The sequence below is a fragment of the Serratia sp. FS14 genome (genome assembly GCF_000695995.1).
Lineage (GTDB): Bacteria > Pseudomonadota > Gammaproteobacteria > Enterobacterales > Enterobacteriaceae > Serratia > Serratia nematodiphila.
Window position 1 is genome coordinate 4,755,309 of record NZ_CP005927.1, and the last position, 25,126, is coordinate 4,780,434.

Sequence of the window (25,126 nt, forward strand, 5' to 3'; positions counted from 1 at the left end):
CGCCAGGCAAAAAAAAAGCCGCCCGTATCGGCGGCTTACTCTTTGAGCAATCAGGCTTATTCGGCCGGTTTGCGGTTGCGCGGGCGGCGCGAAGACGGCGCACCGGAACGACGCTGGCCATCACCCTGCGGGCGGGCGTTACCGTTAGCGTTGCCACGGTTTTCACGCTGGCCGCCGTTCGCGTTACCGCTGCGCTGACCGCCGCCGTTACCGGAACGCTGGCCGCCGCCGTTGCCGCGCGGCGCGCCGCGCCCACCACCCTGACGGCCGTTGATGATCGGCTCGGCCTTGATGGTCGGATCCGGCTCGTAGCCCGGCAGCGCAATGCGCGGAATTTCACGCTTCAGCAGACGTTCGATGTCGCGCAGCAGCTTGTGCTCATCCACGCACACCAGCGAGATAGCTTCGCCGGTGCGTTCCGCACGGCCGGTACGGCCGATACGGTGCACATAGTCTTCCGGCACGTTAGGCAGCTCGTAGTTCACCACATGCGGCAGCTGGTCGATATCCAGACCGCGCGCCGCGATGTCGGTCGCCACCAGCACGCGGATGCGGCCGTCTTTGAAATCGGCCAGCGCGCGGGTACGGGCGCCCTGGCTCTTGTTACCGTGGATCGCCGCGGCGGTGATGCCGTCTTTGTTCAGCTGTTCCGCCAGGTGGTTGGCGCCGTGCTTGGTGCGGGTAAACACCAGCACCTGTTTCCAGTCGCCTTCGCCGATCATCTGCGACAGCAGTTCCCGCTTACGCTTCTTGTCGACGAAGTGCACGCTCTGCTCAATCTGCTCGGACGCGGTGTTGCGGCGCGCCACTTCCACCGAAGCCGGGTTATGCAGCAGCTTGTTGGCCAGCGCCTTGATATCGTCGGAGAAGGTCGCGGAGAACAGCAGGTTCTGGCGCTTGGCCGGCAGCTTGGCCAGCACGCGGCGGATGTCGTGGATAAAGCCCATGTCCAGCATGCGGTCCGCTTCATCCAGCACCAGAATTTCGATTTTTGACAGGTCAACCGCGTTCTGATGCTCCAGATCCAGCAGACGGCCCGGCGTCGCCACCAGGATATCGACGCCGCCGCGCAGCTTCATCATCTGCGGGTTGATGCTCACGCCGCCAAACACCACCAGCGAACGCAGGCGCAGGTGTTTGCTGTAGGCATCGACGTTTTCGCCGATCTGCGCCGCCAGCTCACGGGTTGGCGTCAGGATCAGCGCGCGCACCGGGCGACGGCCCTTGACCGGATGGTCATGCTTGCTCAGCAGCTGCAACAGCGGCAGGGTAAAACCGGCGGTTTTACCGGTGCCGGTCTGGGCGCTGGCCATCAGGTCACGACCTTCAAGCACGACAGGGATAGCCTGACGCTGGATTGGCGTCGGTTCGCGATAGCCCTGTTCTTCAACAGCGCGCACAATTTCAGCACTTAAGCCGAGGGTTTCAAATGACATAAAGAGAAAAACTCCAGATCCCCCCTAACCTAACGGTGTTCGGTGCAGTTTCCTGGGAGGATGATCAGACGGGGCATTAAGCATGACCACGAGGGATTGGCACAAACTGCAGTGCACCAGGCGGCGATTGTAACAGAAGTCGCGCAATAAAAAGCACTTTTACGCACCCAGAGCACAATCTGCCGTAAATTCAGCATTGTCTGAAGCCGATCACATAACTCATTGTGGTTAGCGGTTGCGTTTTAGACAATCTGGCATAAAGTTAATCATATGATTGATTAACTTCGAGCGTGACCCATGCCAGCTTCCGTACCTCATCAGGCCGCCGGCCGGGCGCGCGGCGAGCAAACGCGCCGGCAACTGCTCGCCGCGGCGACCGAACTGTTCGGCGAATTCGGCCTGCAGGGCGCCACCACGCGCGATATCGCCCAGCGCGCCGGCCAGAACATCGCCGCCATCACCTACTACTTCAGCTCCAAAGAGGGGCTGTATCTGGCCGTAGCGCAGTCGCTCGCCGATTTCATCCAGCAGGCGTTCGCCCCGTTGGCCGAAGAGGTCGATCGCTTTGGGCAAGAAGTGCCCGAACAACGCTCACCCGACGCGGCGCTACGCTTGCTGCAGCGTGGCCTGCTGGCCTTCAGCGAGCTGATGACCCAGCCGCACACGCTGAACCTGAGCAAAATCATGTCGCGCGAACAGCTCGCCCCGACCGAGGCCTATCCGCTGATCCACCGCCAGGTGATCGCGCCGATGCACGAGCGGCTGTGCCGCCTGCTGTCGGCCGCCACCGGCATTGACGAGCACGCCACTCGCCTGGTGCTGCATACCCACGCGCTGATCGGCGAGGTGCTGTCGTTCCGCGTGGCGCGAGAGACCATCCGCCGTCAGGCCGGCTGGCAAGAGATTGGTGAAAGTGAAGCGGCGCAAATCGCGGCGGTGCTGAGCGAGCATATCGAGATTTTGGTTATTGGGCTGCGCCAACGTCACGGCGCGTAAATTCAGGCAGGGAGTGTTATGAACAAAAAACGCAGTGCCTTGATCGTGTTGTTAATTCTGCTGATCGCGGCCGCCGCTTACGCGGTCTGGCATTACCAACAGCAGCAGGATAAGCCGCTGACGCTGTACGGCAACGTCGATATCCGCACGGTCAACCTCGGCTTCCGCGTCGACGGCCGCCTGGCGTCGCTGACGGTGGATGAAGGCGATGCCGTTCAGCCGGGCCAGCTGCTCGGCAAACTGGACGATGCCCCCTATCGCAACGCGCTGCAGCAGGCCGAGGCCAACGTCGGCAGCGCGCGTGCCAAACTGTCGCTGCTGCAGGCCGGCTATCGCACCGAAGAGATCGCCCAGGTGCAGTCAGAAATGGCGCAGCGCCAGTCCGCCTTCGCCTACGCCGACAGCTTCCTGAAGCGCCAGCAAGGGCTGTGGGCGAAAAACGCCACGTCCGCCGACGCGCTGGAAGATGCGCGCACCGCCCGCAATCAGGCGCAGGCCAATTTGCAAGCGGCGAAGGACAAGCTGTCGCAATACCGCAGCGGCAATCGCCCGCAAGAGATTGAACAGGCCAAGGCCGAGGTGGCGCAAAGCGAAGCGGCGTTGGCGCAGGCGCAATTGAATCTGCAAGACGCCACGCTGGTCTCCCCGTCCGCCGGCACGGTGCTGACCCGCGCGGTAGAGCCGGGCACCATGCTCGGCGCCGGCGGCACGGTGTTCACCCTGTCGCTGACCCGGCCGGTGTGGGTACGCGCCTACGTCAACGAGACCAGCCTGAACCAGGCGGTGCCCGGCACCGAGCTGGAAATTTACACCGACGGCCGCCCCGGCAAGCCTTACCACGGCAAGATCGGTTTCGTCTCGCCGACCGCGGAATTCACGCCGAAAAGCGTTGAAACACCGGATCTGCGCACCGATCTGGTGTACCGCCTGCGGGTGATCGTCACCGACGCCGACGACGCGCTGCGTCAGGGCATGCCGGTCACCCTGCGCTTCGCCAAACCCTGAGGCCGGCCATGGAACAGGCGCACACCATCGAGTTGGAAGGGCTGGAAAAGCGCTTCCCGTCGCTTGAGAAACCGGCGGTCGCCAGCCTGACCACCACCCTGCGCAGCGGCGCGGTCATCGGGCTGGTCGGCCCGGACGGCGCCGGCAAAACCACCCTGCTGCGCATGCTGGCCGGGCTGCTGCAGCCCAGCAGCGGCAAGCTGCGGGTCGCCGGGCTGGATCCGATCGCGCAGGATCGTCAACTGCACGCGATCCTCGGCTACATGCCGCAGAAGTTCGGGCTGTATGAGGATCTGACGGTGATGGAGAACCTGACGCTGTACGCCGATCTGCGCGGCGTTACCGGCGATCTGCGGCGCCAGACCTTCGAACGGCTATTGAAATTTACCGATCTGACCCGCTTCACCGAGCGCCTGGCGGGCAAACTGTCCGGCGGCATGAAACAGAAGCTCGGCCTGGCCTGCACGCTGGTCGGCGAACCCCAGGTGCTGTTGCTGGACGAGCCGGGCGTCGGCGTCGATCCTATCTCGCGCCGCGAGCTGTGGCGCATGGTGCACGAGCTGGCCAATGACGGCATGTTGATCCTGTGGAGTACCTCTTATCTCGACGAGGCCGAGCAGTGCCGCGAAGTACTGTTGCTCAACGAGGGTGAGCTGCTGTTCAGCGGCGCGCCGCAGGATCTGACCCAGCGCATGGCCGGGCGCACGGTGTTGATCGCCGCGCCGCCGGGCAGCCATCGATCGTTGCTGCAGCGGGCGATCTGCCTGCCGGCGGTCACCGACGGCGTGATCCAGGGCAAGTACCTGCGCCTGATCCTGAAAGAAGGCGAAGATCACCGGCAGCTGCTGCAGGCGCTGGATCTGCCGGACGCCGAACTGGACGAAGCGGATCCGCGCTTCGAGGATGCGTTTATCGATCTGCTCGGCGGCGGCCCCAACCATCGCTCGGCGCTGGCGGAGATCATGCCGACCGTCAACGGTGAAAGCGGTGAAACGGTGATCGAAGCGGTGCAGCTGACCAAGAAATTCGGCGATTTCGCCGCCACCGATCACGTCGATTTTCAGGTACGGCGCGGAGAAATCTTCGGCCTGCTCGGCCCGAACGGCGCCGGCAAGTCCACCACCTTCAAAATGATGTGCGGCCTGCTGGTGCCGTCCGGCGGTAAGGCGCTGGTGCTGGGGATGGATCTGAAGACCAGTTCCGGCAAGGCGCGCCAACGCCTCGGCTACATGGCGCAAAAATTCTCGCTGTACGGCAATCTGACGGTGGCGCAGAACCTGAAGTTCTTCTCCGGCGTCTACGGCCTGAGCGGCAAGGCGCAGCGCGACAAAATCGACGAGATGTCCCGCGCCTTCAACTTCGCGCCGATCCTCGATCAGACGCCGGATGCCCTGCCGCTCGGCTTCAAGCAACGCCTGGCGCTGGCCTGCGCGCTGATGCACGAACCGGATATTCTGTTCCTCGACGAACCGACCTCCGGCGTCGATCCGCTGACGCGGCGCGAGTTCTGGCTGCACATCAACGGCATGGTCGACAAGGGCGTCACGGTGATGGTGACCACCCACTTTATGGACGAGGCGGAATACTGCGACCGCATCGGCCTGGTGTATCGCGGCAAGATCATCGCCGCCGGCACGCCGGACGATCTCAAACAGCAGGTGGCGCGCGACAACAATCCCAGCCCTTCGATGGAGCAGGCGTTTATCGAGCTGGTGCAGGGCTACGACGAGGAGGAAACGCGGTGAGCGATAACCGACCCCCAATCGATGACGGCGGCTTCTCCTGGCGCCGGCTGCGCGCGCTGTGCCTGAAGGAGACGCGGCAGATACTGCGCGATCCCAGCAGCGGCCTGATCGCCTTCGTCATCCCGCTGATGCTGCTGTTTATCTTCGGCTACGGCATCAACCTGGACTCCAGCAAGCTGCATCTGGGCATTCTGATGGAACAACAGAGCGAAGACGCGCGCGATTTGGCCCACGCCTTCGCCGGTTCGCCCTATATCGAACCGACCATCAGCGATAACCGCCAGCAGCTGATCCAGCAGATGCAGGCCGGCACGATCCGCGGCCTGGTGGTGATCCCGGTGGATTTCGACCAGCGCATGGCGCGCCCGCACGACAGCGCCCCTATCCAGGTGATCACCGACGGCAGCGAGCCGAACACCGCCAACTTCGTGCAGGGCTATGCCCAGGGCGTATGGCAAGTTTGGCAGCAGCAACGCGCCGCCGATCGGGGGAGCAGCGACCAGCCGCTGATTGACGTGCAGATGCGCTACTGGTTCAACCCGGCGGCCATCAGCCGGCACTACATCATTCCCGGCGCCATCACCATCATCATGACGGTGATCGGCGCCATTCTCACCTCGCTGGTGATCGCCCGCGAATGGGAACGCGGCACCATGGAGGCCCTGCTGTCCACCCAGGTGACGCGCAGCGAGCTGCTGCTCTCCAAGCTGATCCCATATTACTTCCTCGGCATGATCGCCATGGCGCTGTGCATGGCGGTGGCGGTGTGGGTGCTCGGCGTGCCCTATCGCGGTTCGCTGCCGATCCTGCTGCTGATCAGCAGCCTGTTCCTCGCCAGCACCCTCGGCATGGGCCTGCTGATCTCCACCCTCACCCGCAACCAGTTCAACGCGGCGATGGTGGCGCTGAACGCCGCCTTTCTGCCGTCGATCATGCTGTCCGGCTTCATTTTCCAGATCGACAGCATGCCGGCCATCGTGCGCGCGGTGACCTACATCATTCCGGCGCGTTACTTCGTCAGCACGCTGCAAACGCTGTTCCTGGCGGGCAACGTCGGCACCGTACTGGCGATCAATCTGCTGTTCCTGATCGCTTCCGCCGTGGTGTTCATCGGCCTGACGGCCTGGAAAACCCAGCGCCGGCTGGATTAAGGAGAAAGAGCGATGTTTCACCGTCTGTTGACGCTTATCATCAAGGAAATGCAGGCGCTGCTGCGCGATCCGCAAACCCGCGCCATCCTGATCATGCCAGTGATCCTGCAGGTGCTGCTGTTCCCGTTCGCCGCGACGCTGGAAGTCACCAACGCCACCATCGCGGTCTACAGCGAGGACAGCGGCCAGGCCTCGGTGGAGCTGACCCAACGCTTCGCCAAGGCCAAAGCCTTCTCCCATGTGCTGCTGCTGCGCAATCCGCAGGAGATAAAGACCACCATCGACAACCAGCGGGCGCTGCTGCTGATCCGCTTCCCGGCGCAGTTCTCGCGCGATATCGCCGCCGGCCACACCGCGCCGCTGCAGCTGCTGCTCGACGGGCGCAACTCCAACAGCGCGCAGATCGCCGCCAACTACGTACAGCAGATCGTGCAGGAATATCAGAACGAGCTGCTCGGCAACCGCGCCAAACCCAACAACAGCGAACTGGTGGTGCGCAACTGGTATAACCCGAATCTGGACTACAAATGGTTCGTGGTGCCGTCGCTGATCGCCATGATCACCACCATCGGCGTGCTGATCGTCACCTCGCTGTCGGTGGCGCGCGAACGCGAACAGGGCACGCTGGAACAGCTGCTGGTCTCGCCGCTCACCACCTGGCAAATCTTTATCGGCAAGGCAGTGCCGGCGCTGATCGTCGCCAGCTTCCAGTCCAGCATCGTGCTGTTGATCGGCATCTTCCTGTACCAGATCCCGTTCGCCGGATCGCTGCTGCTGTTCTACGCCACCATGTTGATCTACGGGCTGTCGCTGGTCGGTTTCGGCCTGCTGATCTCGTCGCTGTGCGCCACTCAGCAGCAGGCGTTTATCGGCGTGTTCGTGTTCATGATGCCGGCGATCCTGCTCTCGGGTTACGTCTCGCCGGTGGAGAATATGCCGGTGTGGCTGCAGGATCTGACCTGGGTGAACCCGATACGCCACTTCACCGACATCACCAAGCAGATCTACCTGAAGGACGCCAGCTTCAGCATCATCTGGCGCAGCCTGTGGCCGCTGCTGGTGATCACCGCCACCACCGGCAGCGCCGCCTACGCGCTGTTCCGCCGCAAGATCGCATAAAAAAAGCTCTGCATATCACATGCAGAGCTTTTTGATCGCCAGATACCCTAAGGCTTGAAAGACGACGGATTTAGCGGCGGTTGCCGAAGATGCGCAGCAACATCAGGAACAGGTTGATAAAGTCGAGATACAGCGTCAGCGCGCCAACGATGGCGTACTTGCGGAAGCCGTCTTTATCATCGGCGTTCAGCTGCTCGCCCATCGCCTTGAGTTTTTGCGTGTCGTACGCGGTCAGACCGACGAACACCACCACCCCAATGTAGGTAATCGCCCACATCAGCGCGGTGCTTTTCAGCCAGATGTTCACCAGCGAAGCCAGCACGATGCCGATCAGCGCCATGAACAACATGCTGCCGAAGCCGCTCAGATCGCGCTTGGTGGTGTAGCCGTACAGGCTCATCGCGCCGAACATGCCGGCGGTGACGACGAAAGTGCTGGCGATCGAGCTGTAGGTGTACGCGATGAAGATGCTCGACAGCGTCAGCCCGGTCAGCGCCGAGTACAGCATGAACAGCGAGGTGGCCACCGCGCCGCTCAGGCGGTTGACCATGCCGGAAATCACGAACACCAGCGCCAACTGGGCGATGATCAGACCGAAGAAGGTGATCTGGCTGGAGAAGATGAAGTTGAGGATCGCGGGCGTATTGGCCGCATACCAGGAAACGAACGCCGTCAGCAGCAGACCGCAGGTCATCCAGCCGTAAACCTGCGCCATGTAGGCCTGAATGCCGCTGTTGGCACGTTCGACGATAGAACCATTAGAGCGTGGATATCGGTCCATGACGGTTACCTTTTGCGTTGTAAACAAGATTCCGAAGCCCCGCGAACGGGGCTTCGCCTGCTATAAGCGTACCACAGAATAGGCCGCGCGAAAGCGGCAAAGGTCTTGATTTGTTTCCGCTGTTGACGCGTTATTTAGCCGCGTCGTGCCAGCGCTGCGCGGCCTCGCGATCGCTGTCGCGAGCGTCCACCCAACGATCGCCCTGGCCGGTCGCTTCGCGCTTCCAGAACGGCGCGCGGGTCTTCAGGTAGTCCATGATGAACTCGCTGGCGGCGAACGCCATGCTGCGGTGCGCGCCGGTCACGCCAACGAACACGATCTCGTCGCCGGGATACAGCGCGCCAACGCGGTGGATCACCGTCACGCGCTGCAGCGGCCAGCGGCTGCGCGCCTCGGCCACGATCTCCGCCAGCGCCTTCTCGGTCATGCCGGGGTAGTGTTCCAGCGTCAGCGCGCTGACGTCGTCCCCAAGGTTATGGTTGCGCACCTTGCCGGTGAAGGTCACCACCGCGCCGTCGGCGTCGCACTGCGCCAGCCACTGATACTCGTCGCCGACGTTGAACGGCGCTTCGCCCACGCGAATGCGGGTGTTTTCCATGCTTACCCCCCGGTGACCGGCGGGAAGAAGGCCACCTCATCGCCGGCGCGCAGCGGATGATCCGCCGCCACCAGCGACTGATTGACCGCCGCCAGCAGTTTGCCGGACTCCAGCGCCAGCGCCCAGCGATCGCCGCGCGCACACAGCGCCTGGCGCAGCGCCTCGACGGTCGGGTAATCCGCCGGCATCGACAGCGCGCCGGTGCCCACCAGTTCGCGCACCTGCGCGAAGAAAAGAATATCGATCATGCGTTCACCTTAAAATCGCCGGATTTGCCGCCGCTTTTCGCCAGCAGGCGCACCGGGCCGATCACCATGTCTTTCTGTACCGCTTTGCACATGTCATAGATGGTCAATGCCGCCACCGAGGCGGCGGTCAGCGCCTCCATCTCGACGCCGGTTTTGCCGGTCAGCCGGCAGCAGGTTTCGATGCGCACCCGGCTGTGCTCCGTTTGCGCTTCCAGCTGCACTTCGACTTTGCTCAGCATCAGCGGGTGGCACAGCGGGATCAGCTCCCAGGTGCGTTTGGCCGCCTGAATGCCGGCGATGCGCGCCGTGGCGAACACGTCGCCCTTGTGATGGCTGCCGTCGACGATCATCGCCAGCGTGGCGGGCAGCATCTCGACGAAGGCTTCGGCGCGCGCCTCGCGCACCGTTTCGGCCTTGGCGGAAACGTCGACCATATGGGCTTCGCCGGCGGCGTTAATGTGGGTTAGCTGTGTCATGACTCAGGGCTTCTTTAAATGGGGCTGGAAGTTGCACGGCCGATGGCGCGCGTCCAACTGCTCTTCGATAATCCGCTCCCAGGCGGTGCGGCAGGCGCGGGTGGAACCCGGCATGGCGAAAATCACCGTGCGGTTGGCCAGGCCGGCCAGCGCGCGCGACTGGATCGTCGCGGTGCCGATCTCTTCGTACGACACCATGCGGAACAGTTCGCCGAACCCTTCCACCTCTCTGTCGAACAGCGGCAACAGCGCTTCCGGCGTGTTGTCGCGCGCGGTAAAACCGGTGCCGCCGGTGATCAGCACCGCCTGCACGTTGTCATCGGCGATCCACGCGGAAACCCGCGCGCGGATCTGGTAAATGTCATCTTTGACGATGGCGCGATCCACCACCTGATGGCCGGCTTCCCGCGCCGCGTCCTGCAGATATTGGCCGGAGGTGTCTTCCGCCGCGCCGCGGCTGTCGGACACGGTCAGGATGGCGATATGCGCCGCAATAAACTCGCTGCTCGCATGGCTCATGGTTCAATAAGCTCCTATTGGCTGTCAGCCGCCGATAAACGACAGGTTCTGGGTGATCCCGCTGTTGCCCTGATGCAGGAAATGGGTCTGCTTCTTGCTCAGCAGCCCGCTCTGGATGCGCGCCTTCAGCGCATCGAGCTGGCCGTCGTCCGCCAGCAGATCGCGCAGGGGCACCCCCTGCTCGCCGAACAGGCACAGGTGCAGATTACCGATGGAAGAAACGCGCAGCCGGTTGCAGCTGGCGCAGAAGTCTTTTTCATACGGCATGATAAGACCCACCTCACCCTGGTAGTCCGGGTGGCTGAACACCTGCGCCGGGCCGTCGCTGCGGCCGCGTGCCTGGCGCTGCCAGCCCTGCTGTTCCAGCTGCCGGCGAATCACTTCGCCGGAAACGTGGTGTTTGCGAAACAGCTCGCCGCCCTCGCCGGTTTCCATCAGTTCGATAAAACGCAGCTGGATCGGCCGATCCTTGATCCAGGCGAGAAAGGCGCCAAGCTGCTGGTGATTGACGTCGCGCATCAGCACGGCGTTGACCTTGACCTTGCTGAAACCGGCGCTGAAGGCGGCGTCGATGCCGTCCATCACCTGGCGGAACTTGTCCTGGCCGGTGATGGCGTGAAACTGACGGGGATCCAGGCTGTCGATGCTGACGTTGATCGCCGTCAGACCGGCGTCACGCCAGGCGGCGACGTCGCGCGCCAGACGGTAACCGTTGGTGGTGACCGCCAGCGTGCGGATGGCCGGGTTTTCCCGCACGGCGGCGATGATCTCGGTAAAATCACGGCGCAGCGAAGGCTCGCCGCCGGTCAGGCGCACCTTTTCGGTGCCCAGTTCGGCGAACGCGCGGCTGACGCGGCGGATTTCATCCAGCGACAGGAAGCTTTTCGGGCTGCCGCTCGGCTTGTAGCCATCGGGCAGACAATAGGTGCAACGAAAGTTGCACACGTCGGTGATCGACAAGCGCAGGTAATAGAACTTGCGCTCATAAGCATCAATGAGTTGCGGTACCATAACACCTTTCCAAAGTCGGGAGATGCGAGCGTTTCCCCTCTGCACCCTGGTGGCTGACTTCGCCACGGCCCAGGCGCCATATCGTTCCGGATGAACAACGTAGGCGCAGGGGCTAGGAGTTTGATTTCTCTTCCCGCTACCTTGAGTAGCCGGAATGAAACCGTGGTTTTCAGCAGAATTCTAGCGCTAATCGGCAACGATAGCCAACGCGTTAATTCGCTATATAATTGTCTATACAGCGTTTTTAGACGCCGTCTATTCGGGTAAACCATGATAAACATCGCTTGCGTGGACGAATTGACCAGAATCACGCAAATGACACTCTTTATCGCGTTTTTATGCCGGATCCGCTACCTTATGCCGGCAGTTCAGCCCCTTTGTAAGGAAATTTATGCGTAATCGTACCCTGGCCGATCTCGACCGCGTGGTGGCGTTGGGCGGCGGACACGGTCTGGGCCGTGTGATGTCGGCCCTGTCGTCCTTAGGCTCCCGCCTGACCGGCATCGTCACCACCACCGACAACGGCGGTTCCACCGGCCGCATCCGCCGTTCGGAAGGCGGCATTGCCTGGGGCGATACCCGCAACTGCCTCAACCAGCTGATCACCGAACCGAGCGTCGCCTCGGCGATGTTCGAATACCGTTTCAGCGGCAACGGTGAGCTGGCCGGCCATAACCTGGGCAACCTGATGCTGAAAGCGCTGGATCACCTGAGCGTACGCCCGCTGGAAGCGATCAACCTGGTGCGCAGCTTGCTGAAGGTGGACGCGGCGCTGATCCCGATGTCGGAGCAGCCGGTGGATTTGATGGCGCACGATCACGAAGGCAATCACGTTTACGGTGAAGTGAATGTCGATCAACTGGCCCATATGCCGCAGGAGCTGATGCTGTCGCCCCCGGTCAACGCCACGCGCGAAGCGCTGGACGCCATCGCGCAAGCCGACGTGATCCTGATCGGGCCGGGCAGCTTCCTCACCAGCCTGATGCCGCTGCTGCTGCTGGACGATCTCACCCAGGCGCTGCGCCGCAGCAGCGCCAGCATGATTTATATCGGCAACCTCGGCCGCGAACTGAGCGTGGCCGCCGCGGCGCTGTCGTTAAAGGATAAGCTGACGCTGATGGAAGAGAAGATCGGCCGCCGGATGATCGATGCGCTGATTGTCGGCCCGGCGGTGGACACCAGTGAAGTGCAGGATCGGGTGGTGATTCAACAGCCGCTGGAAGCGAGCGACATCCCCTACCGCCACGATCGCCAGCTGCTGCGCCAGGCGCTGGATCACGCGCTGGTGGAGCTGGCCGCCCGCCGCTGACCGAATTTAACCGTCTCGCCCGCGCAGCCAGGGATTATCGCTGGCCGGGGCGGGATGGCTGACCATATCGATATACAGCTCTTCCACCTCTTTGCGCGCCCAGGGCGTGCGACGCAAAAACTTCAGGCTGGACTTGATGCTCGGATCGCTGCGGAAGCAGTTGATGCGAATGCGCGCGCCCAGTTCGGACCAACCGTAGTGATCCACCAGTTTATTCAGCAGTTGCTCCAGCGTCACGCCGTGCAGCGGGTCTTTAGACTGGTGTTGGCTCATGTTCGGTACTCTTCGTGGTCAAATCGGGCCGCACACCATAACAGCTTTGACGCGGCCGACAAGGAATTTTGACGCCCACAGCGCGGGCGCCGTCCAACGGTCAGGAAATCGCGATGAACTGCTCGCGCAGCTGGTGGATTTCGTCGCGCAGCGCAGCCGCCTGCTCGAACTCCAGATTTTGCGCATGTGTGTACATCTGCGCTTCCAGATCGCGGATTTTCTGATCCAGCGCTTTCGGCGTGAGGTTCTGCAGCTGAGCGCCGCTGTCCGCCGCCTTGCCCTTGCCTTTAGCCTTGGCGCGGTTGACCGGCTGGCCGATCTGCAGAATATCGCCGATCTTCTTGTTCAGCCCCTGCGGCACGATGCCGTTGGCTTCGTTGTAGGCCTGCTGCTTGGCGCGGCGCCGCTCGGTTTCGCCGATCGCCTTGGCCATCGAATCGGTGATGCGATCGCCATACAGGATCGCCTTGCCGTTCAGGTTACGCGCCGCGCGGCCGATGGTCTGAATCAGTGAACGCTCGGAACGCAGGAAACCTTCCTTGTCGGCGTCCAGAATCGCCACCAGCGACACCTCAGGCATGTCGAGGCCCTCACGCAACAGGTTGATGCCCACCAGCACGTCGAACTCGCCCAGACGCAGGTCACGGATGATTTCGACCCGTTCCACGGTATCGATGTCCGAGTGCAGGTAGCGCACGCGCTCGCCATGCTCTTCCAGGTATTCGGTCAGGTCTTCCGCCATGCGTTTGGTCAGGGTGGTCACCAGCACGCGCTCGTTGATCGCCGCGCGCTTGCGGATCTCGGAGAGCAGATCGTCCACCTGAGTGGCGACCGGCCGCACTTCCACGATCGGATCCAGCAACCCGGTCGGGCGCACCACCTGATCGATCAGATCGCCGCCGGATTTCTCCAGCTCATATTTGCCCGGCGTGGCGGAAACATAGATGGTCTGCGGCGCCAGCGCCTCGAATTCCTCGAAGCGCAGCGGGCGGTTGTCCAGCGCCGACGGCAGACGGAAGCCGTACTCCACCAGCGTTTCCTTGCGCGCGCGGTCGCCCTTGAACATCGCGCCGATCTGCGGAATGGTGACGTGGGATTCGTCGACCACCAGCAGGCCGTCCGCCGGCAGGTAGTCGAACAGCGTCGGCGGCGGCTCGCCCTCGGCACGCCCGGAAAGGTAGCGCGAGTAGTTTTCGATGCCCGAGCAGTAGCCCAGCTCGTTCATCATCTCCAGATCGAACTGGGTGCGCTGCGTCAGGCGTTGCTCTTCCAGCAGCTTGTTGTTGGCCAACAGCACCTTGCGGCGGTCCGCCAGATCGACCTTGATCTCTTCCATCGCTTGCATGATCCGCTCGCGCGGCGTCACGTAGTGCGACTTCGGGTAAATGGTAAAACGCGGCACCACCTGCTCAATCTGCCCGGTCAGCGGATCGAACAGCGACAGCCGTTCCACTTCTTCGTCGAACAGCTCGACGCGCAGCGCCAGCTCGTCCGATTCCGCCGGGAAGATGTCGATCACCTCGCCGCGCACGCGGAAGGTGGCGCGCTGGAAAGCCTGATCGTTGCGGGAATACTGCAGCTCCGCCAGGCGGCGCAAAATGGAGCGCTGATCGATGATCATTCCCTGGGTCAGGTGCAGCATCATCTTCAGGTAAAGATCCGGATCGCCCAGGCCGTAGATCGCCGATACCGACGCCACCACCACCACGTCGCGCCGCTCCAGCAACGCCTTGGTGGCGGAAAGACGCATCTGCTCGATGTGCTCGTTCACCGAAGCGTCTTTTTCAATGAAGGTGTCGGAGCTGGGCACGTAGGCTTCCGGCTGGTAGTAGTCGTAGTAGGAGACGAAGTATTCCACCGCATTCTCCGGGAAAAACGCTTTCATCTCGCCGTACAGCTGCGCCGCCAGCGTCTTGTTCGGCGCCAGCACCATGGTCGGCCGATTCAGATCGGCTATCACGTTGGCGATGGTGAATGTTTTGCCCGAACCGGTGACCCCCAGCAGCGTCTGGTGCGCCAGGCCGTCTTCCAGCCCCTCTTCCAGCTTGCGGATGGCTTCCGGCTGATCGCCGGCCGGTTTGAACTCGGAATGCAGTTTGAAAAGTTTACTCATTGCTCGGCTACCCTGTGGAGATGCGCGCGCTCAGGCGGCCAGCCGGCTCTGCGCCGGACATGGCCCCTAATTATGGAAAGTGTCGGCGATTTGCGCCAGTGCCCATGATACTGGATATAAAACCAGCTTCAAGCGGATTCGTCGCTGCGCCCGGCACGGCGGCGATGCCGTTGCACCGTGAGGTTACAGCCGGGTGACATTTTTATTGTCAATAACAGATTTATCCCCAGAACTTGCCGCGAATTAACTTATTGATAGCACCGCGTCGAAAAATCATACATAGAGACCTGATCAATACCCCTGTGTCTTGATTTTAATTAATCTATTGATATATAAGACATTTAATAAAAAGACGAGAATGCGGGCAAAGCGAACAGAACCCGCGTCGGCTCTCGCTTTACAGCGTTTTTCTAAATCTAATGCACAAGGTTATCCACAGGAATAGTGGATAACTCTCACCGCCCCGCCCGGGGCGGGAGTTACAGAAAGAAAGCTTTTCGCCCTTTACACTCGCCAAAATGGCTTTTTTAGTTATTTTTTCATAAAAATATCGCTTTGTTTATGCCGATTAATACTAAAAATCCCCATTGCTAAAATCGCATTGCCCCCTTTCTCGCGGATCGCGCTTGACGGCGGCGCAATGCCTTGCACCACGCCCTCACCGGAAAGCACCACAAGAGTGCAAAAAACGTCCGGGTTAACTTCCCGGCGTATTTTCAGGCCGCCGCGGCAGAGCGCGTCAGGCCTGATTAGCGGTTAACAAGGCGATAACAATCCCCGTTTTCACCCGGCGACAAAATTGGCCTGAGAGTTGCTTTATCTTCCTGCGTATCAATGCGGTGCGGCGGCGTGATGCGCTGCCAGCCGCAGCGTGTACCCCTCGCGGTGCTATCGCCTGTAAAAGCGCAAGAACGACACCAAGTCGTCACAAGCGTCGTTTTTAACAACATATTGACTGTCATTCCGTCCACCGTAGACCTTGCTCTGGCTCATCGGACGGACGGCATCTTGTTCCAGACATTGCCACACTCGGGAAATTCGCCGCGCATGCGGCCTTTGCTGTCCCCCGCCAACGAGTGAAACGAGCGTCTATGAGGAGAATGCCAAATGCTGAGCCTGAGATCGGTCAATCAATTCTACGGTCAAAACCACACCCTGTGGGACATCAACCTGGAGCTGCCGCGCGGCCAGTGCACCGTGCTGCTCGGGCGCAACGGCGTGGGTAAGACCACGCTGGTCAACTGCATCATGGGGCATTTGCCGGTAGTGAGCGGCAGCATGACCTGGCAGCCGGCAGATCAGCCGCCGCAAAACCTGCTGCTGCAACCGATGGAGCGCCGCGCCGCACTTGGCATCAGCCACGTCCCGCAAGGGCGGCAACTCTTCTCGCAGCTGAGCGTGGAAGAGAATCTGCAGGTGGCGCAGATGGCCGTGCGCGGCGCCCCTCGCTGCATTCCGCCGCTGATCTACAGCCTGTTTCCCAATTTGCGCCAGATGCGTACCCGCCGCGCCGGCGATCTGTGCGAAGGCGCCCAACGCCAGTTGGCGATCGGTCGTGCGCTGGCGCAGGAACCGGCGCTGCTGATCCTCGACGAACCCACGGCGGGCGTGCCGCCTTCGATCGCCGCCGACATCGGCAACGTGATCCGCAGGCTCAACTATGAATTGGGCATGACCATTTTGCTGGTAGAGCATCAGTTGCCGTTCGTGCGCCGGGTGGCGGACCGCTTTTGTCTGCTCGATAGCGGGCGCACCGTGGCACACGGCGCGCTGACGCAGTTGGATGAGGCGCTGATCGGCGCCGGGCTGGCGGAGTGAGTGGTCGGGTTAGCGATTAGGTTGCTGTTGTATCAGCCACGGCCGGTCTGCGCCCAATAGGCACGGGCCCGCCGTCTTTTCATACTCGATAGGGGTCACACCGACACCATAATATCGAGGGATGTAAGCATGACAGACAACAACGCGGCATTTATTCAATACGCGGATTTGCGCAACAAAAACTGGAATCTGCAGGAACGTCTTAATATTGAAGGCATTTACGTCAGTTCGCGCGACGAACTGGTCGGCGCACAAGACTTTATCATCAAAACGTTAAAACGCCCTGCGATTGTCAGATTCGCCGCGCCTTTTGCCCTTTGGTCGGCGCCTAAAACCGATATCAATGTCGGGTTCGTCTATATCGACGGCAACGGCGTCAACATCACTACCGAGATCCCCAACGGCACGGAAAGCGACCATAACTATTTCCTGCGCTGCTATACCAGCAGCGGCGCGCTGGATAACAACGTTCCTATTCGCCCGGCACCTATCATGAAAGATTTCACCGTAAAGGGCATCGGCGCCAGGATTAACAACAGCAAAGATGAAACGACGATCGAATACACCTATATCGACGGCGTCCGTTTCGATTCGCCTGAAGGCCCGCTGGGCAACTTTTCCGTCAATAACGTCTATATTTCCGGCTTCTACTACGGCCTGTACTACGGCACCAATGCCTATATCGCCCACCACTACGCCTGTGAAGTCATTCGCTGTTTTGAGTGCCTGCATATGCCTTCAACGAACAGCGGCGCCCAAAACTTCGGCGAAGGCATCAACTTCTTCGGTGGCACCCTCGGCAATTCCCAGGGGTTGGCCGTTCGCAACGCTAACCCCAACGGCGCCTTCCGCCTGTTCGGCACTTCGATCGACTATGCCGGCTCGATCGCCGACGTTGAGGCCGGTAGCATTGAATTGCATGGCTGCCATATGGAATTCAACAACGGTAATAGTCCGCTTACGGAAATTCCCTTCCGTTGCAGCGCCAATCAAAATGCATCGCTGTTGATTCACGGCGGCGAAATCATCGTCGCCGGCGGCCGACTGGCGCAAGCGTCGCTGTTTTACGCCGAGGCCGGCAGTAGCGGGATTATCGTCGACAGCGTGAAGTTCTATGGCGTAAGAACCACCAGCGGCCGCTATTTCAGCGGTACCGGCGACTTTGTCATCGTCAATAGCCGACTGGATGGCGGTGGGGGTGGCGCCGGGATCCAGACGCTGGTCGGCGCCGTGAATAACAAGTTAAAAGACGGTGAGTTCGCCTTTTCCGCTAAGCCGTTTGGCTGGGAAGTAACAGGCGGCACGATCAGCGAACCCTTTACCTCAGACGCAGTGACTATCAGTATCGAAGCCGGCGCGGGCGTCAACGGCAGTAATGCCCTGAAAGTGACCAAGTTGGGCAACGCCAATACCAACGCAGGGGTGAGAGTGATCGTGCCCGCCGCGCAATATGAGCAGTTGGGCGCCTGTTTTACCCTGAAAACGGTCAACGGCGGTACCGGCAATCTGTTCGCGACGCTGCAATATGCCTGTATCCAGGAACATGCGGACAACGGCGTCTCGCTCGTAGCCAAAGCCGCGCCGGCAGCCTGGGACGCCGCCTTGAAAGCCGATGCTTACGCCGAGTACACCGAATATCGTTTCAACGCCAATCGACGAAAAGTCCCGGTCTGGGCGACCCATGTCATCCTGACGTTCAACCTGTTTGCCCTGGCGAAAAATGGCGTGCTTTATCTCGATAACGCCTGTATTACCGCCATGTAAAAGCCAACGCCGGGTCATAAGACCCGGCGTTATGATTCATCAGCCAGAACCTCTCACTGCGCCAGCAGGCTGATATCCAGATATTGCCCCAACGGCGTTCGTTCGGCCTGCGGCAGGTGCGGGATTTCGCCCAGCAGCGGCGCCGGCAGCATGCGGCGCAGCGTGGCCAGGTATTCCTGATGCCGCCGCCCCGGCGGCGCCACGTCGTTGGCGATCCAACCGGCCAGCGTCAGCCCCGCCTGTTGCACCGCCTGCGCCGTCAACACCGCATGGTTGATGCAGCCCAGTTTGATACCCACCACCAGGATCACCGGCAGTTGCTCCTGCTGCACCCAGTCGGCGAAGGTGTACTGCGCCGACAGCGGAGTAAACCACCCGCCGGCGCCCTCGACCAATACCCAGTCGGCGCGCTGTTCCAGCCGGCGCAGGCCGTCGGACAGCCGCGCTGCGTCTATCGGCCGGCCTTCATCGGCGCTAACGATATGCGGCGAAGTCGGTTCGGCAAAAACGTAAGGGTTCACTTCGTCGTACCCCAGCGCCACGCCGCTGTTGGCCTGCAGCGCCAGCGCGTCGCCGTTGCGCAGCCCCTCGGCGGTCATCTCGCTGCCGGAAGCCACCGGCTTATAGCCGGCGCTGCGGTAGCCCGCCAGATTGGCGGCCTGCAGCAAGGCGCTGCTGGCGACAGTTTTCCCGACCTCGGTGTCGGTGCCGGTCACGAACCAACGTTTAATCACGATAAATCACTCCATAAGCCAGATGATAGCTGAGCGGGAACTGCCCCTGCCGGCACGGGTAAGCCGCCTGCAGCGCGGCGAGGCGGCCGCGCGACATCAGGCCGCCCTCGCGTCCCTGGTGCAGATGCGTCGCCCCGATGCCCTTGAGCGAACGCATCAGCGTCATCACGTCCGGGTAATTCAGGGTGCGCAGCTCCGTCACCAGCTCGTGTCGATAGTCGGCACAGGCGGCGCGGATCTGCGCCAGCGGCAGGAAGGCGTTCACGTGACGTTCGCCGTCCACCTGTTGCCAGGCGTCCCCCAATTCCTGCAGCGAGCCCGCCGCCAGCGTGGAGAACAGGATCACACCGCCGGGCCGGGTGACGCGATACAGCTCCGCCAGCGCGGCGGGCAGATCGCTGCACCACTGCACCACCAGGCTGCTGAAACAGATGTCCATCGCCGCGTCGGGCAACGGCACCTGCTCGATATCGCCCAGCAGATAATGGTGCGCCGCCTGTTGCTGGCGGGCGAATGCCAACATCCCCGGCGCCAGATCGAGCGCCGTCACCTGCTTGCCGCGCTCGCGCCACAGACGGCTGAAATAGCCGGTGCCGCAGCCGGCATCCAGCAGCCGTTCGCCCGGGTGGGAACTCCCCATCCCCAGTAAGCGCTCGCCAACGTCACGCTGCAGCGCGGCGGCGGCGTCGTAGCTGCCGGCCGCGCGGCTGAAGGCCGAGGCGACCGCCTGTTTGTTCACTGTGTCATTGGCTGACGTCATGCAATACCTCCAGCAGCCGATCGATATCCTGCGGCTGGTGCGCCGCCGTCAGGGTAATGCGCAGCCGCGCGCCGCCCGGGGGCACCGTCGGTGGACGGATGGCGCTCACCCACAGGCCGCGATCGCGCAGACGGGTCGCCAGATCGAGCGCACGCTGATTGTCCCCCACCAGCAGCGGCTGGATGGCGGTGTCGGAATCCGTCAGGGTCAGCGCCAGCGGCGCCGCGCCCTGGCGGAAACGCCGGATGTTATCCTGCAGCCGGGCGCGCCGTTCATCACCCTCTCGAATGCAGGCCAGCGCCGCCTGCAGCGCGCAGGCCTGCGCCGGCGGCATCGCGGTGCTGTAGATCAGATGGCGAGCGAACTGCAGCAGATACTCGGCGGTCGCCTCATCGCACAGCACTGCCGCGCCGCTGACGCCGAACGCCTTGCCGAAGGTCGCCACCAGCAGTTCAGGGCGCACGCCCTGCTGCCAGCAGCTGCCGCGGCCTTGCTCGCCGCGCACGCCGACGCCGTGGGCATCGTCCACCATCAGCCAGGCGCCCGCCGCACGGGTTAAGCGATGCAGCTCCGCCAACGGTGCGCCGTCGCCGTCCATGCTGAACACCCCTTCGGTCACCGCCAGCCGCTGCCCGTCGCAGGGTTTGGCCAGCAGATCCGCCAAGGCTTGCGGTTGATTGTGCTGGAACCGGCGCAGCTCGGCCGGCGACTGCGCCGCCGCCTCCAGCAGCGAGGCATGGCTGAGGCGATCGGCCAAAATGCGATCGCCCTTCTGCATCAACGCCGCCAGCACCGCCTGGTTGGCGGCGTAACCGGAGATGAACAGCAGCGCGCGCGGATAGCCGAGCCACGCCGCCAGTTGCTCTTCCAGCGCCTGATGCGCCGCGCTAAAGCCGGTGACGTGGCCCGAACCGCCGCTGCCGACGCCGTAACGCTGCGCGCCCTGCTGCCAGGCGGCGATCACCCGCGCATCCTGGCTCAGCCCCAGGTAGTCGTTACCGGAGAAGTTCAGGTAGAGACGATCGCCGAGCCTGATCTGGCGGCCATTGCCGCCCTCGGTGGCCTGTCGCCGGCGGTAGGCGGCGTTGAGGCGCCGCTCTGCCAGCGCCTGCTCGATGCGTTGCTGCCAGCTCATCACGGCGCCGCGTTGTAAAACTCGGCGGTATCGGCGTTCAGCAGTTGCTTGGCCAGCACCTGCTGTTGCTGGTTGTCGCCGTGTTCGGTTGCGGTCTGCTGCGGGTTGAGCCCCAGCTTGCGGAACAGCTGCAGGTCTTTGTCTTCTTCCGGATTCGGCGTGGTCAGCAGCTTGCAGCCGTAGAAGATGGAGTTGGCGCCGGCCATGAAGCACATCGCCTGCGTCTGTTCATTCATCTGTTCACGGCCGGCGGAGAGACGGACATAAGAGGCCGGCATCATGATGCGCGCCACCGCGATAGTGCGGATGAAATCGAACGGATCGACGTCATCGTTATCCGCCAGCGGCGTGCCTTTCACCTTCACCAACATGTTGATCGGCACGCTCTCCGGCGGTTTCGGCAGGTTGGCCAGCTGCACCAGCAGCCCCGCGCGGTCGCGCACCGTTTCACCCAGCCCGACGATGCCGCCGGAGCACACTTTGATGCCGGCGTCGCGCACTTTGTCGAGCGTATCCAGGCGTTCCTGGTAGCTGCGGGTGGTGATGATGCTGCCGTAGAACTCCGGCGAGGTATCGAGGTTATGGTTGTAATAATCCAGCCCGGCCTCCGCCAGCCGCTCGGCCTGAGTGCCGTCAAGCGTGCCCAGCGTCATGCAGGTTTCCATGCCCATCGCTTTCACGCCCTGCACCATCTGCTGCAGATAAGGCATATCGCGCTCGTGCGGGTTCTTCCACGCCGCGCCCATGCAAAAACGGGTCGAGCCGTTCGCTTTAGCTTTGCGCGCCGATTCCAGCACCTGCTCGACCTGCATCAGCCGCTCCGACTCCAGGCCGGTCTTGTAGCGTGAGCTCTGCGGGCAGTATTTGCAGTCTTCCGGGCAAGCGCCGGTCTTGATCGAGAGCAGCGTGCTGACCTGCACCTGACGCGGGTCGAAGTGCTGACGGTGTACGGTTTGCGCTTCGAACAGCAGTTCCAGCAGCGGTTTATCAAACAGGGCCTGGGCTTGCCCTACTGTCCAGTGAATGCGGTCGGCCATCATGGCGTCTCCAAAACGAAAAAGTGTCGCCAGTTTAAATATTGTGGATATACTGTCAACCAATCTTAATTCAATTCGGTTTACAAGTATGTCTGTCACCGCTTCCGACCTGGCGTTTGACCAACGTCATATCTGGCACCCCTACACCTCCATGAGCCGCCCGTTACCCTGTTACCCGATCGAGTCGGCCAGCGGCGTCGAGCTGCAGCTGGCGGATGGCCGGCGCCTGGTGGACGGCATGTCCTCCTGGTGGGCGGCGATCCACGGTTACAACCATCCGAGTCTGAATCAGGCCGCCAGCCAGCAGTTGGAGAAGATGTCGCACGTGATGTTCGGCGGCATCACCCATCCGGCCGCCATCTCGCTGTGCCGTCGGCTGGTGGCGATGACGCCGGAAGCGCTGCAGTGCGTGTTCCTGGCAGATTCCGGTTCGGTGGCGGTGGAAGTGTCACTGAAGATGGCGCTACAGTACTGGCAGGCGCGCGGCGAGCGCCGGCAGCGCATCCTGACGCTGCGCCACGGCTATCACGGCGATACCTTCGGCGCGATGTCGGTCTGCGATCCGGACAACTCGATGCACAGCCTCTATCAGGGCTATCTGGCGCCGCACCTGTTCGCCACCGCGCCGCAGTGCCGCTTCGACGAGAAATGGCGCGAAGAGGACATTGCGCCGTTCGCCGCGCTGCTGGAGCAGCACGCCGGTGAAGTGGCGGCGGTGATCCTGGAACCGGTGGTGCAAGGCGCCGGCGGCATGCGCATCTACCACCCAACCTACCTCAAGCGGGTGCGCGAGCTGTGCGATCGTCATCAGGTGCTGCTGATCGCCGACGAGATCGCCACCGGCTTCGGCCGCACCGGCAAGCTGTTCGCCTGCGAACACGCGCAGGTGGTGCCGGACATTCTCTGTCTGGGCAAGGCGCTGACCGGCGGTTACATGACCCTGTCCGCCACCCTGACCACCCGCCACGTGGCGGAGACCATCAGCAACGGCGCGGCCGGCTGCTTTATGCACGGGCCGACCTTTATGGGCAACCCGCTGGCCTGCGCGGTAGCGGACGCCAGCCTGGCGCTGCTGGCGGAAAATCGCTGGCAGGCGCAGGTGAGCGCCATCGAAGCCCAGCTGAAGCAGGAACTGCTGCCGTTGGCGGCGCTGCCGAAGGTGGCGGACGTGCGGGTGCTGGGGGCGATTGGGGTGGTGGAGATGCGCGAACCGGTGGATGTCGCCGAGCTGCAGCGCGGGTTCGTCGAGCGCGGGGTGTGGATCCGGCCGTTCGGCAAACTGATTTACCTGATGCCGCCTTACATCATCGAAGCGGAACAGCTCAGCCGCCTGACCGCCGCCGTGGCCGCCGCCGCGCGTTAATGCCTTACCAATGCTGGTCCAGATAGCGGGCCAGCAATCCCAGACACAGCAGCCAGAGTAAAATGATCATCGCCGCCGCCATGCGGCCGGTGGGGTTGTCGACGCGCTGTTGCGCCTTCTCGCGCAGCTCGGCCATCAGCGGCTTGGGGATCAGGCGCACCGCCAGCATGATGCCCAACGGCACGATGATCACATCGTCCAGATAGCCCAGCACTGGAATGAAATCCGGGATCAAATCGATTGGCGAGATCGCATAGCCGGCCACCAGCAGCGCGATCAGCTTGGCGTACCACGGGGTGCGCTTATCACGGGCGGCCAGCCACAGCGCGTAGATATCGCGCTTGATGCCTTTGGCCCAACGGCGCAGCCAGCCGAACCACGGCGTGCGTTTTTTCAGTGAAATCATGATTACTTCATATAAGAACGTAAAACGGTCATCAATTGCTCGATGTCCTGCTCGCGCTGCTGCGGCGTAGCGTCTGCGGCAGCCAGATGTTCGCGCACATGCCCTTCCAGCACCTGCGCCATTAAACCGTTGACCGCGCCGCGCACCGCCGCGATCTGCTGCAGCACAGCAGAACATTCGCCGCCGCTCTCCAGCGCGCGCTCCAGCGCTTCGGCCTGCCCTTTAATGCGGCGCACCCGCGCCAACAGCTTCTTTTGATCTCTGAGGGTATGGCTCATTATTTCCGCCTGATTGTTATTTACTATACTGGGGTATAGTATATTTCAGCACACTACCTTTTGCTGAGGAACTTCACCATGACGTCTCACGCGCCCGCTTTGCACCGCGAGCACAGCCACGTTTTTGACGATGGTAACCCATTGGCCGAAAGAAACACCAGATGGGCGGTGATACTCACCGCCAGTATGATGGTCATCGAGATAGCCGGGGGTTGGCTGTTTAACTCGATGGCATTGTTGGCCGACGGCTGGCACATGAGCTCGCATGCGCTGGCCCTGGGCCTGTCGCTGCTGGCTTACGGCGCCGCACGCCGGTTGGCCAAGGATCGCCGCTTCAGCCTCGGCACCTGGAAGATAGAAGTGCTGGCCGGTTACACCAGCGCGGTGTTGTTGGTGCTGGTGGCAGCGCTGATGCTGTTTCAGTCAGCGCAGCGGCTGCTGAATCCCAGCCCGATTCATTACAACGAAGCCATCGCCATCGGTACGATCGGGCTGGCCGTCAATCTGCTTTGCGCCTGGCTGTTACGCGGCGGCGGCCACCATCACCACCACGAGGATCACCACGATGACCATCATCATGACCTCAACCTGCGCTCCGCCTATATCCACGTCATCGCCGACGCCGCCACCTCGGTGTTGGCCCTCGTCGCGCTGTTCGGCGGCAAGCTTTGGGGCGCCGCCTGGCTCGATCCGTTGATGGGCATCGTCGGCGCGATGATGGTGGCCACCTGGGCCTATAGCCTGATGCGCGATAGCGGGAAGATTTTGCTGGATGCCGAAATGGACGCCCCCGTGGCGCAAGAGATACGTCAGACCCTGGCCACCTCCGGCCACCCACTCACGCTGACCGATTTGCATTTAGGCCGCATCGGTAAAGGAAAATATCATTGCATCCTCGCCCTGAGCAGCGCCGATCGCGCCCTCACCGCCGACCGGGTGCGCCAACTGTTGGCCGTTCATCCCGAACTGGTGCATGTCACCGTCGAGATCAACCGCCCGCCGCTGGCGCAAGGGGTTGTATTGTTCCACCGAAAAGATCTAGCTTAAGGGC

At 62.2% G+C, this 25,126-nt stretch carries 25 protein-coding genes and 1 riboswitch; of the genes, 10 read left to right on the plus strand and 15 right to left on the minus strand.

All coding sequences use genetic code 11. The annotated features are described in order from the left end of the window. Positions 1–56: 56 nt before the first annotated feature. Positions 57–1,436, minus strand: coding sequence for an ATP-dependent RNA helicase RhlE (gene rhlE, locus L085_RS21785; RefSeq protein WP_015377024.1), 1,380 nt, complete (start codon positions 1,434–1,436; stop codon positions 57–59). 297 nt (positions 1,437–1,733) lie between these two features. On the opposite strand from rhlE, the gene cecR reads away from it, so the two are divergent. From cecR to L085_RS21810, 5 genes are read left to right on the plus strand one after another with little or no spacing between them, the layout of a single operon-like run. Next, positions 1,734–2,432: a transcriptional regulator CecR gene (gene cecR / locus L085_RS21790; RefSeq protein ID WP_015377023.1), complete on the plus strand. Its 699-nt coding sequence runs from the start codon at positions 1,734–1,736 to the stop codon at positions 2,430–2,432. A gap of 18 nt (positions 2,433–2,450) precedes the next feature. Then, positions 2,451–3,437 carry a secretion protein HlyD gene (gene hlyD, locus L085_RS21795; protein WP_044031720.1) on the plus strand — a complete coding sequence of 329 codons (987 nt, stop codon included), beginning with the start codon at positions 2,451–2,453 and terminating at the stop codon, positions 3,435–3,437. A gap of 8 nt (positions 3,438–3,445) precedes the next feature. After that, on the plus strand, positions 3,446–5,182 hold the full coding sequence (locus L085_RS21800) for an ATP-binding cassette domain-containing protein (RefSeq protein ID WP_044031721.1): 1,737 nt from the start codon (positions 3,446–3,448) through the stop codon (positions 5,180–5,182). Then, positions 5,179–6,333: an ABC transporter permease gene (locus tag L085_RS21805; protein WP_004939756.1), complete on the plus strand. Its 1,155-nt coding sequence runs from the start codon at positions 5,179–5,181 to the stop codon at positions 6,331–6,333. The genes L085_RS21800 and L085_RS21805 overlap by 4 nt, the downstream gene beginning before the upstream one ends. Positions 6,334–6,345: 12 nt before the next feature. Next, positions 6,346–7,452: an ABC transporter permease gene (locus L085_RS21810; RefSeq protein WP_044031722.1), complete on the plus strand. Its 1,107-nt coding sequence runs from the start codon at positions 6,346–6,348 to the stop codon at positions 7,450–7,452. 70 nt (positions 7,453–7,522) lie between these two features. On the opposite strand, the gene L085_RS21815 is transcribed toward L085_RS21810, so the two are convergent. The 6 genes from L085_RS21815 to moaA all read right to left on the minus strand — a co-directional run bounded on the left by L085_RS21815 (position 7,523) and on the right by moaA (position 11,085). Further along, a complete protein-coding gene (locus L085_RS21815; RefSeq protein ID WP_004939761.1) occupies positions 7,523–8,233 on the minus strand; it encodes a Bax inhibitor-1/YccA family protein in 711 nt (236 codons plus the stop codon). A gap of 130 nt (positions 8,234–8,363) precedes the next feature. Beyond that, the gene (gene moaE / locus L085_RS21820) at positions 8,364–8,831 is read right to left on the minus strand and encodes a molybdopterin synthase catalytic subunit MoaE (protein ID WP_004939764.1); all 468 of its coding nucleotides are present in this window, start codon (positions 8,829–8,831) and stop codon (positions 8,364–8,366) included. A gap of 2 nt (positions 8,832–8,833) precedes the next feature. Continuing rightward, entirely contained in the window at positions 8,834–9,079 is a 246-nt protein-coding gene (moaD, locus tag L085_RS21825) for a molybdopterin synthase sulfur carrier subunit (RefSeq protein WP_004939768.1), read from the minus strand. Next, positions 9,076–9,555 carry a cyclic pyranopterin monophosphate synthase MoaC gene (gene moaC / locus L085_RS21830; protein WP_004939770.1) on the minus strand — a complete coding sequence of 160 codons (480 nt, stop codon included), beginning with the start codon at positions 9,553–9,555 and terminating at the stop codon, positions 9,076–9,078. The genes moaD and moaC overlap by 4 nt, the downstream gene beginning before the upstream one ends. Before the next feature lie 3 nt (positions 9,556–9,558). Beyond that, positions 9,559–10,074 (minus strand): molybdenum cofactor biosynthesis protein B, encoded by a 516-nt coding sequence (moaB, locus tag L085_RS21835; protein WP_021503999.1) that lies wholly within the window; start codon positions 10,072–10,074, stop codon positions 9,559–9,561. A gap of 24 nt (positions 10,075–10,098) precedes the next feature. Further along, complete coding sequence (moaA, locus tag L085_RS21840; protein ID WP_033641045.1) at positions 10,099–11,085, minus strand: GTP 3',8-cyclase MoaA; 987 nt, start codon at positions 11,083–11,085, stop codon at positions 10,099–10,101. Beyond that, positions 11,072–11,216: riboswitch (molybdenum cofactor riboswitch) on the minus strand. Its footprint overlaps the gene before it by 14 nt. Before the next feature lie 260 nt (positions 11,217–11,476). On the opposite strand from moaA, the gene yvcK reads away from it, so the two are divergent. Further along, positions 11,477–12,394, plus strand: a complete 918-nt coding sequence (yvcK, locus tag L085_RS21845) for a uridine diphosphate-N-acetylglucosamine-binding protein YvcK (protein WP_044031723.1) — start codon at positions 11,477–11,479, stop codon at positions 12,392–12,394. A gap of 6 nt (positions 12,395–12,400) precedes the next feature. On the opposite strand, the gene L085_RS21850 is transcribed toward yvcK, so the two are convergent. Both L085_RS21850 and uvrB read right to left on the minus strand, forming a co-directional pair. Continuing rightward, the gene (locus tag L085_RS21850) at positions 12,401–12,667 is read right to left on the minus strand and encodes a VF530 family protein (protein WP_044031724.1); all 267 of its coding nucleotides are present in this window, start codon (positions 12,665–12,667) and stop codon (positions 12,401–12,403) included. A gap of 100 nt (positions 12,668–12,767) precedes the next feature. Further along, positions 12,768–14,780 carry an excinuclease ABC subunit UvrB gene (gene uvrB, locus L085_RS21855; RefSeq protein ID WP_033633875.1) on the minus strand — a complete coding sequence of 671 codons (2,013 nt, stop codon included), beginning with the start codon at positions 14,778–14,780 and terminating at the stop codon, positions 12,768–12,770. Positions 14,781–15,887: 1,107 nt separating this feature from the next. Here uvrB and L085_RS21860 point away from each other — a divergent pair. Together L085_RS21860 and L085_RS21865 are read left to right on the plus strand one after the other, a co-directional pair. Then, on the plus strand, positions 15,888–16,598 hold the full coding sequence (locus tag L085_RS21860) for an ATP-binding cassette domain-containing protein (protein WP_044031725.1): 711 nt from the start codon (positions 15,888–15,890) through the stop codon (positions 16,596–16,598). A gap of 129 nt (positions 16,599–16,727) precedes the next feature. Beyond that, on the plus strand, positions 16,728–18,362 hold the full coding sequence (locus tag L085_RS21865; RefSeq protein WP_044031726.1) for a hypothetical protein: 1,635 nt from the start codon (positions 16,728–16,730) through the stop codon (positions 18,360–18,362). A gap of 53 nt (positions 18,363–18,415) precedes the next feature. Here the strand turns inward: L085_RS21865 and bioD are convergent, their stop codons facing one another. From bioD to bioB, 4 genes are read right to left on the minus strand one after another with little or no spacing between them, the layout of a single operon-like run. Further along, positions 18,416–19,096, minus strand: a complete 681-nt coding sequence (gene bioD, locus L085_RS21870) for a dethiobiotin synthase (RefSeq protein WP_044031727.1) — start codon at positions 19,094–19,096, stop codon at positions 18,416–18,418. Beyond that, positions 19,089–19,856, minus strand: coding sequence for a malonyl-ACP O-methyltransferase BioC (gene bioC / locus L085_RS21875; RefSeq protein WP_015377013.1), 768 nt, complete (start codon positions 19,854–19,856; stop codon positions 19,089–19,091). The genes bioD and bioC overlap by 8 nt, the downstream gene beginning before the upstream one ends. Next, positions 19,840–20,991 carry an 8-amino-7-oxononanoate synthase gene (gene bioF, locus L085_RS21880; RefSeq protein WP_044031728.1) on the minus strand — a complete coding sequence of 384 codons (1,152 nt, stop codon included), beginning with the start codon at positions 20,989–20,991 and terminating at the stop codon, positions 19,840–19,842. The genes bioC and bioF overlap by 17 nt, the downstream gene beginning before the upstream one ends. Further along, a complete protein-coding gene (gene bioB, locus L085_RS21885) occupies positions 20,991–22,028 on the minus strand; it encodes a biotin synthase BioB (RefSeq protein ID WP_025160023.1) in 1,038 nt (345 codons plus the stop codon). Before bioB ends, bioF begins: the two co-directional genes overlap by 1 nt. Before the next feature lie 88 nt (positions 22,029–22,116). On the opposite strand from bioB, the gene bioA reads away from it, so the two are divergent. Further along, complete coding sequence (bioA, locus tag L085_RS21890; RefSeq protein ID WP_044031729.1) at positions 22,117–23,391, plus strand: adenosylmethionine--8-amino-7-oxononanoate transaminase; 1,275 nt, start codon at positions 22,117–22,119, stop codon at positions 23,389–23,391. Between the two features lie 4 nt (positions 23,392–23,395). Here bioA and L085_RS21895 read toward each other — a convergent pair whose 3' ends face one another. Beyond that, positions 23,396–23,797, minus strand: a complete 402-nt coding sequence (locus L085_RS21895) for a YkvA family protein (RefSeq protein WP_004939804.1) — start codon at positions 23,795–23,797, stop codon at positions 23,396–23,398. A gap of 2 nt (positions 23,798–23,799) precedes the next feature. Beyond that, positions 23,800–24,075 (minus strand): metal/formaldehyde-sensitive transcriptional repressor, encoded by a 276-nt coding sequence (locus L085_RS21900; RefSeq protein ID WP_004939805.1) that lies wholly within the window; start codon positions 24,073–24,075, stop codon positions 23,800–23,802. 78 nt (positions 24,076–24,153) lie between these two features. Here L085_RS21900 and dmeF point away from each other — a divergent pair, with 78 nt between their 5' ends. Further along, positions 24,154–25,122 carry a CDF family Co(II)/Ni(II) efflux transporter DmeF gene (gene dmeF / locus L085_RS21905; RefSeq protein ID WP_071841654.1) on the plus strand — a complete coding sequence of 323 codons (969 nt, stop codon included), beginning with the start codon at positions 24,154–24,156 and terminating at the stop codon, positions 25,120–25,122. Positions 25,123–25,126 lie beyond the last annotated feature (4 nt).

What these genes read in the sequence shown, in the direction of transcription:
- rhlE (WP_015377024.1), bottom strand. Translation starts at nt 1,436, where the DNA reads ATGTCATTTGAAACCCTCGGCTTAAGTGCTGAAATTGTGCGCGCTGTT.
- cecR (WP_015377023.1), top strand. Translation starts at nt 1,734, where the DNA reads ATGCCAGCTTCCGTACCTCATCAGGCCGCCGGCCGGGCGCGCGGCGAG.
- hlyD (WP_044031720.1), top strand. Translation starts at nt 2,451, where the DNA reads ATGAACAAAAAACGCAGTGCCTTGATCGTGTTGTTAATTCTGCTGATC.
- L085_RS21800 (WP_044031721.1), top strand. Translation starts at nt 3,446, where the DNA reads ATGGAACAGGCGCACACCATCGAGTTGGAAGGGCTGGAAAAGCGCTTC.
- L085_RS21810 (WP_044031722.1), top strand. Translation starts at nt 6,346, where the DNA reads ATGTTTCACCGTCTGTTGACGCTTATCATCAAGGAAATGCAGGCGCTG.
- L085_RS21815 (WP_004939761.1), bottom strand. Translation starts at nt 8,233, where the DNA reads ATGGACCGATATCCACGCTCTAATGGTTCTATCGTCGAACGTGCCAAC.
- moaE (WP_004939764.1), bottom strand. Translation starts at nt 8,831, where the DNA reads ATGGAAAACACCCGCATTCGCGTGGGCGAAGCGCCGTTCAACGTCGGC.
- moaD (WP_004939768.1), bottom strand. Translation starts at nt 9,079, where the DNA reads ATGATCGATATTCTTTTCTTCGCGCAGGTGCGCGAACTGGTGGGCACC.
- moaC (WP_004939770.1), bottom strand. Translation starts at nt 9,555, where the DNA reads ATGACACAGCTAACCCACATTAACGCCGCCGGCGAAGCCCATATGGTC.
- moaB (WP_021503999.1), bottom strand. Translation starts at nt 10,074, where the DNA reads ATGAGCCATGCGAGCAGCGAGTTTATTGCGGCGCATATCGCCATCCTG.
- moaA (WP_033641045.1), bottom strand. Translation starts at nt 11,085, where the DNA reads ATGGTACCGCAACTCATTGATGCTTATGAGCGCAAGTTCTATTACCTG.
- yvcK (WP_044031723.1), top strand. Translation starts at nt 11,477, where the DNA reads ATGCGTAATCGTACCCTGGCCGATCTCGACCGCGTGGTGGCGTTGGGC.
- L085_RS21850 (WP_044031724.1), bottom strand. Translation starts at nt 12,667, where the DNA reads ATGAGCCAACACCAGTCTAAAGACCCGCTGCACGGCGTGACGCTGGAG.
- uvrB (WP_033633875.1), bottom strand. Translation starts at nt 14,780, where the DNA reads ATGAGTAAACTTTTCAAACTGCATTCCGAGTTCAAACCGGCCGGCGAT.
- L085_RS21860 (WP_044031725.1), top strand. Translation starts at nt 15,888, where the DNA reads ATGCTGAGCCTGAGATCGGTCAATCAATTCTACGGTCAAAACCACACC.
- L085_RS21865 (WP_044031726.1), top strand. Translation starts at nt 16,728, where the DNA reads ATGACAGACAACAACGCGGCATTTATTCAATACGCGGATTTGCGCAAC.
- bioC (WP_015377013.1), bottom strand. Translation starts at nt 19,856, where the DNA reads ATGACGTCAGCCAATGACACAGTGAACAAACAGGCGGTCGCCTCGGCC.
- bioF (WP_044031728.1), bottom strand. Translation starts at nt 20,991, where the DNA reads ATGAGCTGGCAGCAACGCATCGAGCAGGCGCTGGCAGAGCGGCGCCTC.
- bioB (WP_025160023.1), bottom strand. Translation starts at nt 22,028, where the DNA reads ATGGCCGACCGCATTCACTGGACAGTAGGGCAAGCCCAGGCCCTGTTT.
- bioA (WP_044031729.1), top strand. Translation starts at nt 22,117, where the DNA reads ATGTCTGTCACCGCTTCCGACCTGGCGTTTGACCAACGTCATATCTGG.
- L085_RS21895 (WP_004939804.1), bottom strand. Translation starts at nt 23,797, where the DNA reads ATGATTTCACTGAAAAAACGCACGCCGTGGTTCGGCTGGCTGCGCCGT.
- L085_RS21900 (WP_004939805.1), bottom strand. Translation starts at nt 24,075, where the DNA reads ATGAGCCATACCCTCAGAGATCAAAAGAAGCTGTTGGCGCGGGTGCGC.
- dmeF (WP_071841654.1), top strand. Translation starts at nt 24,154, where the DNA reads ATGACGTCTCACGCGCCCGCTTTGCACCGCGAGCACAGCCACGTTTTT.